This is a genomic window from Pantoea sp. DY-15, assembly GCF_019795935.1.
Classification (GTDB): domain Bacteria; phylum Pseudomonadota; class Gammaproteobacteria; order Enterobacterales; family Enterobacteriaceae; genus Pantoea; species Pantoea leporis.
This window is the reverse complement of sequence record NZ_JAIMIF010000001.1, coordinates 396,188-408,972: the sequence shown is the minus strand read 5'-3', so window position 1 is coordinate 408,972 and position 12,785 is coordinate 396,188. Positions and strand designations below refer to the sequence as shown.

General features: G+C 57.8%; 13 protein-coding genes and 1 riboswitch. Of the genes, 3 read left to right on the top strand and 10 right to left on the bottom strand.

The annotated features are described in order from the left end of the window. Nucleotides 1-74: 74 nt before the first annotated feature. The 5 genes from moaE to moaA form a co-directional block, all read right to left on the bottom strand. Nucleotides 75-527, bottom strand: a complete 453-nt coding sequence (gene moaE / locus K5Y32_RS02040) for a molybdopterin synthase catalytic subunit MoaE (RefSeq protein ID WP_222182870.1) — start codon at nt 525-527, stop codon at nt 75-77. Between the two features lie 2 nt (nt 528-529). Further along, nucleotides 530-775 (bottom strand): molybdopterin synthase sulfur carrier subunit, encoded by a 246-nt coding sequence (gene moaD, locus K5Y32_RS02035; RefSeq protein ID WP_101763175.1) that lies wholly within the window; start codon nt 773-775, stop codon nt 530-532. Continuing rightward, nucleotides 768-1,253, bottom strand: a complete 486-nt coding sequence (gene moaC / locus K5Y32_RS02030; RefSeq protein WP_222181670.1) for a cyclic pyranopterin monophosphate synthase MoaC — start codon at nt 1,251-1,253, stop codon at nt 768-770. Before moaC ends, moaD begins: the two co-directional genes overlap by 8 nt. Before the next feature lie 2 nt (nt 1,254-1,255). Next, nucleotides 1,256-1,771, bottom strand: a complete 516-nt coding sequence (gene moaB, locus K5Y32_RS02025) for a molybdenum cofactor biosynthesis protein B (protein ID WP_101763177.1) — start codon at nt 1,769-1,771, stop codon at nt 1,256-1,258. A gap of 17 nt (nt 1,772-1,788) precedes the next feature. Continuing rightward, the gene (moaA, locus tag K5Y32_RS02020) at nt 1,789-2,775 is read right to left on the bottom strand and encodes a GTP 3',8-cyclase MoaA (RefSeq protein ID WP_101763178.1); all 987 of its coding nucleotides are present in this window, start codon (nt 2,773-2,775) and stop codon (nt 1,789-1,791) included. Beyond that, nucleotides 2,765-2,900: riboswitch (molybdenum cofactor riboswitch) on the bottom strand. It overlaps the preceding gene by 11 nt. Nucleotides 2,901-3,095: 195 nt before the next feature. Here moaA and yvcK point away from each other — a divergent pair. Next, entirely contained in the window at nt 3,096-3,998 is a 903-nt protein-coding gene (gene yvcK, locus K5Y32_RS02015) for a uridine diphosphate-N-acetylglucosamine-binding protein YvcK (RefSeq protein WP_110865766.1), read from the top strand. A 115-nt stretch (nt 3,999-4,113) separates the two neighbouring features. Here yvcK and uvrB read toward each other — a convergent pair whose 3' ends face one another. Further along, a complete protein-coding gene (uvrB, locus tag K5Y32_RS02010) occupies nt 4,114-6,135 on the bottom strand; it encodes an excinuclease ABC subunit UvrB (protein ID WP_222181669.1) in 2,022 nt (673 codons plus the stop codon). A gap of 902 nt (nt 6,136-7,037) precedes the next feature. Between uvrB and K5Y32_RS02005 the strand changes: the two genes are divergently transcribed. Continuing rightward, on the top strand, nt 7,038-7,754 hold the full coding sequence (locus tag K5Y32_RS02005; protein ID WP_110865765.1) for an ABC transporter ATP-binding protein: 717 nt from the start codon (nt 7,038-7,040) through the stop codon (nt 7,752-7,754). A 39-nt stretch (nt 7,755-7,793) separates the two neighbouring features. Here the strand turns inward: K5Y32_RS02005 and bioD are convergent, their stop codons facing one another. From bioD to bioB, 4 genes are read right to left on the bottom strand one after another with little or no spacing between them, the layout of a single operon-like run. Next, nucleotides 7,794-8,465 (bottom strand): dethiobiotin synthase, encoded by a 672-nt coding sequence (bioD, locus tag K5Y32_RS02000; RefSeq protein WP_222181668.1) that lies wholly within the window; start codon nt 8,463-8,465, stop codon nt 7,794-7,796. Next, nucleotides 8,462-9,217, bottom strand: a complete 756-nt coding sequence (gene bioC, locus K5Y32_RS01995) for a malonyl-ACP O-methyltransferase BioC (RefSeq protein WP_222181667.1) — start codon at nt 9,215-9,217, stop codon at nt 8,462-8,464. The genes bioD and bioC overlap by 4 nt, the downstream gene beginning before the upstream one ends. Next, the gene (gene bioF / locus K5Y32_RS01990) at nt 9,201-10,352 is read right to left on the bottom strand and encodes an 8-amino-7-oxononanoate synthase (protein WP_222181666.1); all 1,152 of its coding nucleotides are present in this window, start codon (nt 10,350-10,352) and stop codon (nt 9,201-9,203) included. Before bioF ends, bioC begins: the two co-directional genes overlap by 17 nt. Next, complete coding sequence (bioB, locus tag K5Y32_RS01985) at nt 10,353-11,384, bottom strand: biotin synthase BioB (protein ID WP_222181665.1); 1,032 nt, start codon at nt 11,382-11,384, stop codon at nt 10,353-10,355. It abuts the gene before it with no gap. An 88-nt stretch (nt 11,385-11,472) separates the two neighbouring features. Between bioB and bioA the strand changes: the two genes are divergently transcribed. Continuing rightward, nucleotides 11,473-12,768 (top strand): adenosylmethionine--8-amino-7-oxononanoate transaminase, encoded by a 1,296-nt coding sequence (gene bioA, locus K5Y32_RS01980; RefSeq protein ID WP_222181664.1) that lies wholly within the window; start codon nt 11,473-11,475, stop codon nt 12,766-12,768. Nucleotides 12,769-12,785: the final 17 nt, after the last annotated feature.

Here is a 12,785-nt window from a genome sequence, read left to right as displayed (position 1 = left end):
CCCTGACGCCAACAAAAACCGTACCTTAACGTTTTCAGTGGCCTGCCGCTATCGGAGCGGGAGGATTTTGCGCGCTAGCTCCAGCGTTCAGCGGCCTGATGATCGCTATCACGGGCATCAACCCAGCGGTCGCCTGTGGCGGTGGCTTCACGCTTCCAGAACGGCGCGCGGGTTTTCAGGTAATCCATGATGAATTCGGTGGCGGCGAATGCGCTGCCGCGATGCGCGCTGCTGACGCCAACAAACACGATCTCATCGCCAGGAAACAGTTCGCCAACGCGATGAATTACCGTGACCTGCTGCAGCGCCCAGCGCTGACGCGCGTCTTCGACGATCTCCGCCAGCGCTTTTTCCGTCATGCCGGGATAGTGCTCCAGCGTCAGGGCCGCCACGCTGGCACCGAGATTGTGATTGCGCACTTTGCCGGTGAAGGTGACGACCGCACCATCGCTGTCATGGGCGGCGAGTTTTTCGTACTCTTCGCCGACGTTGAACGGCTCTGAACCCACACGAATCCGCGTTTCCATCATCAGCCTCCCGTGACCGGCGGGAAAAAGGCCACTTCATCACCCGCACGCAGCGGATGACTCATCGGCACCAGCGTTTGGTTTACCGCCGCCAGCAGCTTGCCGGATTCCAGCGCCAGCGCCCAGCGATCGCCCTTCTCTGCTAACGCCGCGCGCAGCGTGGCGACATCGGCGTAGTCAGGCTGCAAATCCAGTGAAGCGGTGCCGGTTAATTCCCGCACCTGAGCAAAAAACAGCACCTTAATCATGGCTCACCGCCTTGAAGGCGCCGGATTTGCCACCGCTTTTGGTCAGTAAACGCAGCTGGTCGATGACAATGTCTTTTTGCACCGCTTTGCACATGTCATAGATGGTCAGCGCTGCGACGGACGCCGCCGTTAACGCTTCCATCTCGACGCCGGTTTTGCCGGTGAGACGACAGAGTGAGGTGACGCGCACGCGATTGTGCTGCGGTTCCGCCAGCAAGTTAACTTCCACTTTGCTCAGCATCAGCGGATGACAGAGCGGAATCAGTTCCCAGGTGCGTTTCGCCGCCTGAATACCGGCGATGCGCGCGGTGGCGAACACGTCGCCTTTATGATGGCTGCCGTCAATAATCATCTGCAGCGTTTCGGCGCTCATCAGCACTAGCGCTTCGGCCTGCGCTTCGCGCACCGTTTCGGTTTTGCCAGAGACATCCACCATGTGGGCTTCGCCAGCGGCATTGATATGAGTTAACGATGACATGCTTACAACTTCTTCAAATGTGAGACGAAATTACACGGACGCGTACGCGCATCCAGCTGATCTTCGATAATGCGTTCCCAGGCGCTGCGGCAGGCGTTGGTTGATCCCGGCACGGCAAAAATCAGCGTCTGATTGGCTAATCCAGCCACCGCGCGCGACTGCAGCGTCGAGCTGCCGATCTCTTCATAGGAGATCATGCGGAACAGCTCGCCAAAGCCTTCGATTTCGCGGTCCAGCAGCGGCAGCAACGCTTCTGGCGTGCTGTTTTTGCTATTGAAACCGGTGCCGCCGTTAACGATCACCACTTGCACATCGTCGCTGGCAATCCAGCGCGATACCGTGGCGCGAATGCGATAGCGGTTATCTGGCACAATCGCGCGATCAACCACCTGATGCCCGGCTTCCGCCAGCGCTTCACGCAGATAATCGCCCGATGTGTCATTGCTGGCATCGCGGCTATCCGAGACGGTCATCACCGCCACATTTAAGGCGACAAATTCGCCGGAAGGTTTACCCATGGCCGTAACTCCTGTGTTTAGCCACCAATAAAGGAGAGATTTTGCGTGATGCCGGTGTTGCCCTGATGCAGGAAATGCGTCTGCTTTTTCTGTCCAAGGCTGTGCGCAATGCGCGCCTGCAACTCGTCTTGCTGATCGTCAGAGGCCAGCAGATCGCGCAGCGACACGCCGCCGTCACCAAACAGGCACAGATGCAGATTGCCCAGCGCCGAGACGCGCAGGCGGTTGCAGCTGGCACAGAAATCTTTCTCGTACGGCATGATTAGGCCGACTTCGCCCTGATAATCGGGATGACGGAACACCTGCGCTGGACCGTCGCTGCGGCCGCGCGACTGGCGTTGCCAGCCTTGCAGGATCAGCTGATCGCGGATTACTTCACCGGAGATGTGATGACGGCGGAACAGATCGCTGCCTTCACCGGTTTCCATCAGTTCGATAAAGCGCAGTTGAATCGGTCGCAGGCGCAGCCACTCAAGGAAGGTGCTGAGGCTGTGGCTGTTCACATCGCGCATCAGCACGCTGTTGACTTTCACTTTCTCGAAACCGGCATCAAAGGCGGCGTCGATTCCCGCCATCACCTCGGCAAATTTGTCCTGGCCGGTAATGGCGTGAAACTGGCGTGCGTCGAGGCTATCGACGCTGACGTTGATATGGGTGAGACCGGCAGCGCGCCAGGCACCTACGTCACGCGCCATGCGATAACCGTTGGTGGTCATCGCGATCTGGCGAATGGCGGCGTTTTCACGCACTGCAGCGATGATGTCGGTGAAATCACGCCGCATGGAGGGTTCGCCGCCCGTCAGGCGCACTTTTTCCGTGCCCGCCGCCGCAAAGGCACGCGTCACGCGACGAATCTCATCCAGCGAGAGAAAACTTTTATTGTGCGTACCGTTCGGCTTATAGCCGTTCGGCAAACAGTAGGTACAACGGAAGTTACACACATCCGTGACCGACAGGCGCAGATAGTAAAAGCTGCGCGCATAGGCATCTGTAAATTGTGGCACCTGAACACCTTTCCAAAGTCGGGAGATGCAGTCATTTCTTTCTGCACCCTGGCAGCTCAAGGCTGCGGCCTGGCTTCCATATCGATAACGACTTAGGAAACCAGGCTTGGGAGTTTGTTGTCATTATGGACAACACGGTTAAAACGAATGGTAGCGCGATTAACGGTTAGCATCCATGAGTGATTTTCGCTATATATCTTGATGCATAACGTTTTTTCACCGCATTTTCGCGACAGGATACGGTAAAATGCACCACGGATATTGATGCACATCAGTTCAACTACGCCTCAACGCGAGGACGTCAGTGACAAAGGAGAAACATGAATCGAACCCTGGCAGATTTGGATCGCGTAGTGGCATTAGGTGGCGGACACGGTTTGGGCCGCGTGATGTCGGCGCTGGCACCGTTAGGTTCGCGCCTGACCGGCATCGTCACCACCACCGATAACGGCGGATCCACCGGCCGCATTCGCCGCTCGGAAGGCGGCATTGCGTGGGGCGATATGCGTAACTGCATCAATCAGTTGATCACCGAACCGAGCGTCGCCACCGCGATGTTTGAGTATCGCTTCACCGGCAATGGCGAGCTGGCCGGGCATAATCTGGGCAACCTGATGCTGAAGGCGCTTGATCATCTCAGCGTGCGCCCGCTGGAAGCCATCAACATCATCCGCAATCTGCTCAAGGTCGATGCGTTTCTGATCCCGATGTCGGAACAGCCGGTCGATCTGGTGGCGCAGGATGGCGAAGGCAATATGGTGTACGGCGAAACGGCAATTGATGAGATGAAGCAGCCGCCCCAAGAGTTGATGTTACATCCGAATGTATTGCCAACCCGTGAAGCCATCGAGGCAATTGGTGAAGCGGATTTGATTCTGATTGGCCCCGGCAGCTTCTACACCAGCCTGATGCCGATTCTGCTGATGGAAGAGATGGCGCGCGCGCTGCGCCGTACGCCTGCCACCATGGTGTTTATCGGCAATCTGGGCCGCGAACTGAGCCCAGCGGCGGCTAGCCTGAATGTGGCCGATAAGTTGGCAATTATGGAGAAAGCGATTGGCAAGCGGGTGATTGATGCGGTGGTGGTGAGTCCAGCCGCCGATATTCGCGGCGTGGAAGAGCGTTTAATCATTCGCGAGCCGCTGGAGGCCGCCGACATCAAATATCGCCATGACCGCCAGCTGCTGCGCATCGCGCTGGAACACGCGATTCAGGCCGTTTAATTTCCAGGTGCGCATGAATTCGCACCCTACGAAAACCACGCTGAATTCCCGTAGGGTCGCCATTTATGGCGACCTGGTTACAACCATCACGATTATGGCGACCTGGATACCACGATCACGAAGCCGCAATAAACAGCTCGCGCAATTGATGCAACTGATCGCGCACGCTGGCAGCCTCTTCAAACTCCAGATTCTGCGCGTGCTGCTGCATCTGCCCTTCCAGCTCGTGAATCTTCTTCTGCATCGCCTGCGGCGTAAGCGCCATATAGTTGGCTTCCGCTTCTGCTGCGTTGCGTGAGGCGGTTTTGCCTTTACCACGCGTTTTCACTACGTTTTTGCCGAGCTCAAGAATATCAGTGATCTTCTTGTTGAGCCCTTGCGGCGTAATGCCATTCTCTTCGTTGTATTTCTGCTGCTTCTCACGACGACGCTCGGTTTCGCCCATCGCGCGCTCCATCGACGGCGTGATTTTATCGGCGTAGAGAATCGCCCGGCCATTGATGTTACGCGCGGCGCGACCAATGGTCTGTATCAGCGAACGCTCCGAACGCAGGAAGCCCTCTTTATCGGCATCGAGAATCGCCACCAGCGACACTTCCGGCATATCCAGACCTTCTCGCAGCAAGTTGATGCCAACCAGCACATCAAATTCGCCAAGACGTAAATCGCGGATGATCTCCATACGTTCCACAGTATCGATATCCGAGTGCAGATAGCGCACCTTCTCGCCGTGCTCCACCAGGTATTCGGTGAGATCTTCCGCCATACGCTTGGTCAGCACAGTCACCAGTACGCGCTCGTTAATCTCAACACGCTTGCGGATTTCCGACAGCAAATCGTCAACCTGCGTCGACACCGGCCGTACTTCCAGAATCGGATCCAGCAGGCCGGTTGGACGCACCAGCTGATCGATCACTTCGCCACCCGATTTTTCCAGCTCGTAATTGCCCGGCGTGGCCGACACGTAAATGGTTTGCGGAGCGGCTGCTTCAAACTCTTCAAACTTCATCGGACGGTTATCCAGCGCCGACGGCAGGCGGAAACCGTACTCCACCAGCGTCTCTTTACGCGCGCGGTCACCACGATACATGCCGCCAATCTGCGGAATGGTGACGTGCGATTCGTCGACCACCAGCAAGCCATCCGCCGGTAAATAGTCGAACAAGGTCGGCGGCGGCTCGCCCGGTCCGCGCCCGGAGAGATAGCGCGAGTAGTTTTCGATGCCGGAGCAGTAACCCAACTCGTTCATCATCTCGAGATCGAACTGCGTACGCTGGGAAATACGCTGCTCTTCCAGCAGCTTATTGTTCTCCAGCAGCACTTTGCGGCGCACCACCAGCTCATCTTTGATCTCTTCCATCGCCTTAAGAATGCGCTCACGCGGCGTCACATAGTGCGTTTTCGGATAGACGGTAAAGCGCGGGATCACCGAATCAATCTGCCCGGTGAGCGGATCAAACAGCGACAGCCGCTCAACTTCTTCATCAAACAGCTCAATACGCAGCGCAATGTCGTCCGATTCCGCCGGGAACACATCAATCACTTCGCCGCGCACGCGGAAGGTGCCGCGCTGGAAGGCCTGATCGTTGCGGCTGTACTGCAGCTCCGCCAGACGACGCAAAATGCTGCGCTGATCAATAATCATGCCGCGCGTCAGATGCAGCATCATTTTCAGGTAGAGATCGGGATCGCCCAAACCGTAGATCGCCGAAACCGAGGCCACGACGATGACATCACGGCGCTCCAGCAGCGCTTTGGTCGCCGACAGACGCATCTGCTCAATGTGCTCATTCACCGAGGCATCTTTTTCGATAAAGGTGTCAGAACTCGGCACATAGGCTTCAGGCTGATAGTAATCGTAATATGAGACGAAAAACTCCACCGCGTTATCCGGGAAGAACTCCTTCATCTCACCGTAGAGCTGCGCCGCCAGGGTTTTATTCGGCGCCAGCACCATCGTCGGGCGGTTGAGGTCGGCAATCACATTCGCCACGGTAAAGGTTTTACCTGAGCCGGTCACGCCCAACAGCGTTTGATGCGCGAGTCCATCTTCCAGTCCCTCTTCGAGACGGCGAATCGCCTCAGGTTGATCCCCTGAAGGCTTGAAAGCGGAGTTGAGTTTAAAGACTTTGCTCATGTTTTTGCGGTTCCAGCAGATGAAGTCGGCGGGCAGGCTGCTAATTCTACTCTGCTATGGCGAATTTGCCAGAAAAAAATACTGGACATAATTACAGTAACCTTGCACGATAATGGCACCTGACGGCGATTCTCTTCAGTGCAATTTAAGCGGCTGGCGGCAAGTTGTTGTTGCGCAATGTTATCCCCAGGCGGAGGATGCTTTTAACATTTGTCAATAGAGTGTCATTAAATTGCAGTCCGATGACAAGGCAGATAATTCCCATGCTTGATTTTAACTAACCTGCTGTTTTAATTCACTTTGACTCAAAAGCCCAGTTTCTCATCATAATGTAGGAAGGCCGCGAATTTACTCGCTTGCACACGGTTTTCAGTCGCTAATGCACAAGGTTATCCACAGTAATGGTGGATAAGTGAATCCAGCCCCGAGCCCATCGGCTGTGTATAATTTTCTCCCGCCCATTCTTAAGCGTGAAAAAAAATTTTTTCGCATTTATTTTTCCCGCCTTGCGTGTCGCATTAACCCTTCTTTTTCCCGGTTTACCTTCCTATACCTGGAGAAAAGCCAGGCGTTAAGGCCATTTATTTCCCCGGTTATTGCCTTACGAACGATCAAATGCACCAGAAACGTTAAGCAGTCAGCACCGTCAAAGTGCAATCGATTTATCACCGCCGGCAATTGTTAAGAATTTCTCAACTTTTAGCCGCTGATTTGTCAGGTTTCAGCCGCAGATGTGCCTGAATTCCTAACCTGGCCTGGGAATTGCAGTGTTAACGCTATGGAGTGACGAGTCCATATCGGCGCTTGCCGACGACAGCGGTGTCCATCAATCGTGCACGACTGTATGCCAGACGACACAGAGCGGGAGCATTCAGGCTAATAATCTGGAAGGAGTATGTCAGATGCTGAGTTTACGTTCGGTGAATCAGTTTTACGGTCAAAATCACATTCTGTGGGATGTCGATCTCGATCTGCCGCCGGGCACCTGTACCGGCGTGCTGGGCAGTCCCGGCATGGGCAAAACCACGTTGGTGAACTGCATTATGGGCCGCCTGCCAATTAACAGTGGCTCAATGACCTGGCAGGAAGATGGCGCGCCGCCGGAAGATTTACTGTTGCAACCGGCCGAACTGCGCGCGCGCACCGGCATTGGTTATGTGCCGCAAGGACGGCATATTTTCTCGCAAATGAGCGTGGAGGATAACCTGCTGATCGCCCTGATGGCGGCACAGGACGATCGTAGCCGTGCCATTCCGGAAATGGTGTTCGACCTGTTCCCGGCACTCTATTCATTGCGCCATCAGCGCAGCGGCGAGTTGCCAATGGAACAGCAACAACATTTGGCCCTGGCGCGTGCGCTGGTGCTGCAACCCAAGCTGGTGATTCTGGATGAGCCGACAGAGGGGATGTCGCCGTGGCTGGAAGAGGAGATGGGCAATCTGATTCGTCGTTTAAACCGTGAGTATGGTTTAACCATTCTGCTGCTGGAGCAGCACGTCTCGTTTGTCCGCCGCGTCGCCGATTATTTCCTGCTGCTGCATCGCGGACGCAATGTGGCGCACGGTAAAGTGGCGCAGCTGGATGATTTGACGGTGAATAAGTGGCTGACCGCAAGGTGAAGATGTAGCCAGGTCGCCGTGAATGGCGACCCGGGTTATTTATTGCGGCAACGTCAAATAACGCCCGCACTCGGCCTGCTGCGCCTCATCGCGCAGGTGCGGAATCTCACCGAGGAACGGCGCATCAATGCGCTGACGCAGCGTATCCATATACTCCTGATGGCGTTTGCCGGGCGGCTGAATATCATTGGCAATCCAGCCCGCAAGGCGTAATCCGCGCGCTTTAATCGCTTCGGCGGTGAGCATGGCATGATTGATGCAGCCTAACTTCACACCCACCACCAGAATCACCGGCAGCTGCTCGGCTTCCACCCAATCGGCGTAAGTTTGCGTCTCCGACAGCGGCGTAAACCACCCGCCTGCGCCTTCGACTAACACCCATTCTGCCTGCTGCTCCAGCGCGCGCAAGCCCGCTGACAGCGTGGCAAAGCTAATCGGCCTGCCCTCTTCCGCGCTGATGATATGCGGCGAGGTCGGCTCGACAAACGCCAGCGGGTTCACCTGCTCGTAGCTTAACGACAAGGTGCTGTAGCGCTGCAACGCCAGCGCGTCGCTGTTGCGAATGCCTTGCGGCGTGATTTCGCAGCCGGATGCCACCGGCTTATAGCCTGCGGTGCGTAAACCGGCGGCGCTTGCCGCCTGCAGCAGCGCGCCGCTGGCCACGGTTTTGCCCACTTCGGTATCGGTTCCGGTAATAAACCAGCGTGTCATTTGCTTAAAACTCCATACATCAGGTGATAACTCAGGCGATAACCGGACTCGTCCTGCGGCCAGCGTTGCTCAAGCTGTGCCAGTTGGGAACGCGTTAGCACGCTGGCGCCGCGACCATCGTGCAGGTGCGTGGCCCCAATGCCTTTCAGCGATCGCATAGCGCTGAGCGCACTGGGAAAATGCAGGGTGATAACCTGCTGCTGCGCAGCGATCGGCAGCGTCGCGGTGGCCGCATGAAACTGGGCAGCGCTGAGGAAACTGTTGGCGTGCCGGCGACCATCCAGCTGCGCCCACGCGTGATGCACTTCGTGCAGCGAACCGTCGAGCAGCGTGGAAAACAGCACCGTGCCGCCCGGCCGCGTGACGCGCAAAAACTGCTGCAGCGCAGTATGCAAGTCGCTGCTCCACTGCACCGCCAGATTGCTCCACACGCCGTCAACGCTGGCGTCCGGCAGCGGCACCGCATCGATATCGCCAAACAGATAGTACTGCGCCGATTGCTGCTCCCGCGCGGTTTGCAGCATGTTGGGCGACAGATCGAGCGCCGTCAGCGTGCGCCCGCGATCGCGCCAGTAGCGGCTATACCAGCCGGTACCGCACCCGGCATCCAGCAGATGCGGACCAAAACCAGCGGGCGCCAGCGCCAGCAGCGCATCGCCGCTCAGCCGCTGTAACTGCGCGTGCTGCTCGTAATGCGCAGCCGCACGACCAAAAGCCTGCGCCACGGCCTGTTTGTTAACCTGCAGCGTCATACAGCGCCTCCAGCAGACGATCAATGTCATCGGTGTGATGTGCAGCGGTAAGCGTGATGCGTAGCCGAGCTGTGCCCGGCGGCACGGTTGGTGGCCGTATCGCACTGACCCAACAGCCGGCCTGCGCCAGCCGCTGCGACAACGCCATTGCCGCGCTGTTTTCGCCAACGATCAGCGGCTGGATGGCGCTCGCAGAATCGACCAGCTGCCACGGCAAATCCGCCGCAGCGGCGCGGAAACGCGCAATGTGGCTGTGCAGTTTTTCGCGCAGCGCATCACCTTGCTGAATCTGCCGCAACGCCGCCAGCAGCGCGTAGCACTGCGCCGGTGGCATCGCGGTGGAGTAGATCAGATGGCGGGAAAACTGCTCGACGTAATCAGCGATGGCGTCATCGCACAGCAGCGCCGCGCCGCTGACGCCAAACCCTTTGCCGAAGGTGACGATCAGCAGTTCCGGTTTGACCTGCTGCTGCCAGCAGCTGCCGCGCCCTTGCGCGCCGCTCACGCCGATACCGTGCGCATCATCCACCAGCAGCCAGCCGTTGCCGCGCCGCGTCTCCGCAGCGATCTGTGTTAGCGGAGCGCTGTCGCCGTCCATGCTGAACACGCCTTCGGTCACCACCAGCGTGCCGCCTTCCGACGGCGTTGCCAGCAGCTTCGCCAGGCTTTCCGGCTGATTGTGGGCAAAACGGCGCAGGCTCGCCGGGCTGTGGCTGGCGGCATCCAGCAGTGAAGCATGCGCCAGCTTATCGGCGAAGATGCGATCCTGCTTTTCCGCCAGCAGATGGATCACCGCCTGGTTGGCGGCAAACCCCGAAATGAACAGCAGCGCGCGCGAATAGCCCAGCCAGTCCGCCAGCTCCGCTTCGAGCTGCGCATGGTGGCGGCTGTAGCCGGTCACATGCCCGGATGCGCCCGCGCCAGCGCCCGTCTCGGCCGCGCCCTGCTGCCACGCGGCAATCACCGCCGGATGCTGGCTCAAGCCAAGATAGTCGTTGCTGGAAAAGTGACGATAACGCTGACCCTCCAGCGTAATTTCCCGCACGCTGTTGTGCTCAACGTGACGCCGTAAACGCCAGCCATCCGCGGCGCGCCGCGCCGCCAGCGCCTCGTCGATACGTTGTGACCAGCCCATTTACACCGCCGCGTTGTAGAACTGCGCGGTATCCGCGTGCAGCAGCTGCTCGCTGAGCTGATGCTGCTGCTCATTGTCACCCGCCATTGTCGCGGTGTGCTCCGGATTCAGGCCCAATTTGCGGAACAGAATCAGATCCTTATCCTCTTCCGGATTTGGCGTGGTAAGCAGTTTGCAGCCGTAGAAGATCGAGTTAGCGCCAGCCATAAAGCACATCGCCTGCGTTTGCTCGCTCATCTGCTCGCGTCCGGCAGAAAGACGCACGTGCGAGGATGGCATCATGATGCGCGCCACCGCGATGGTGCGGATGAAGTCGAAGGGTTCAACGTCATCGTTATCGGCCAGCGGCGTGCCTTTGACCTTCACCAGCATGTTGATCGGTACGCTCTCGGGCGGTGTCGGCAGATTCGCCAGCTGCACCAGCAGGCCCGCGCGATCTTTCACCGTTTCACCCAGACCCACGATGCCGCCGGAACACACTTTGATGCCCGCGCCGCGCACTTTATCCAGCGTATCCAGACGTTCCTGATAGCTGCGCGTGGTGATAATGTTGCCGTAGAACTCTGGCGAGGTGTCGAGGTTGTGGTTGTAGAAATCGAGCCCGGCTTCGGCGAGGCGCTGCGCCTGGTCGCCATCCAGCGTGCCAAGCGTCATGCAGGTTTCCATGCCCATCGCTTTCACGCCTTGCACCATCTGCTGAAGGTAAGGCATGTCGCGCTCGTGCGGGTTTTTCCACGCGGCGCCCATACAGAAACGGCTCGATCCCGCCGCTTTGGCTTTGCGCGCCGACTCCAGCACCGCGTCCACTTCCATCAGACGTTCCGATTCCAGACCGGTTTTATAGCGCGCGCTCTGCGGACAGTATTTACAGTCTTCCGGACAGGCGCCGGTTTTGATTGATAGCAGCGTGCTGACCTGCACCTGGCGTGGATCGAAATGTTGACGATGCACTTGCTGCGCTTCAAACATCAACTCAAGGAAAGGTTTATCGAAAAGTGCCTGAGCTTGTGTCAGTGTCCAGCGGTTTGCCATTGCTTACTCCAGAAAAAGGGGGTTCATCCCGACGATCAACGTGGTTATACTTGTAAATTAAATCTTTTTAAAATGGTTTACAACTCACATGTTCACTCAGGATGACCTCAACTTTGACCGTCAGCATATCTGGCATCCCTACACGTCGATGCGCGATCCCCTGCCCTGTTATCCGGTTGTGGCGGCGCACGGCTGCCAGCTGCAGTTGGCCGATGGACGTGAACTGGTGGACGGCATGTCGTCGTGGTGGGCGGCGATCCACGGCTACAACCATCCGCGTCTCAATCAGGCGCTGCAGCAGCAAATGACGCAGATGTCGCATGTGATGTTTGGCGGCATCACCCATCCGGCGGCGGTGGAACTGAGCCGCCAGCTGGTTGCCATGACGCCTGATGCGCTGGAGTGCGTGTTCCTCGCCGATTCGGGTTCGATCGCCGTCGAAGTGTCGATGAAAATGGCGCTGCAATACTGGCTGGGACGCAACCAAACGCGACAGAAATTCCTCACCCTGAAGCGCGGCTATCACGGTGATACCTTTGCCGCGATGTCGGTGTGCGATCCGGAAAATTCGATGCACAGCCTGTGGCGCGGCTATCTGCCGGAACATCTGTTCGCCAACGCGCCGCAGTGCGCTTTCGATGACGCGTGGAACGAGGCCGATTTCGCCGATTTTGCGCAGCTGGTGGAAATCCACCATCGGGAGATTGCGGCGGTGATTCTGGAGCCGATTGTGCAAGGCGCTGGCGGGATGCGTTTCTACCATCCGCGCTATCTGCAGCAGGTGCGCGAGCTGTGCGATCGCTACGGTTTGCTGCTGATTGCCGATGAGATCGCCACCGGATTTGGTCGCAGCGGCAAGCTGTTTGCCTGCGACCATGCGGGTATCACGCCGGACATTCTCTGCCTCGGCAAAGCGCTGACCGGCGGTACCATGACGCTCTCCGCCACGCTGACCACGCGTGAAGTCGCCGACACCATTAGCCGCAGCGCAGCGGGCTGCTTTATGCACGGCCCTACTTTTATGGGCAATCCGCTGGCCTGCGCGGTGGCGGTGGAAAGTCTGAAGATGATCAATGAAGGCGGCTGGACAACCCAGGTGGCGCACATCGAACAGCAGCTGCGCAACGAGCTGCTGCCGCTGCGCCGTCATCACGCGGTGGCCGATGCGCGCGTGCTGGGTGCGATTGGCGTGATCGAAACCCATCAGGCCGTAAACATGGCAGCGCTGCAGCACTTCTTCGTTGAGCGCGGCGTGTGGATTCGTCCGTTTGGGCGCTTGATCTACCTGATGCCACCTTATCTGATTTCTGCCGCCGAACTGACGAAACTAACGCAAGCGGTCGGTGCGGCACTGGATGTTGCGGCGCATTTCCACCATGATTGAGGGTTCTGCACAACCAT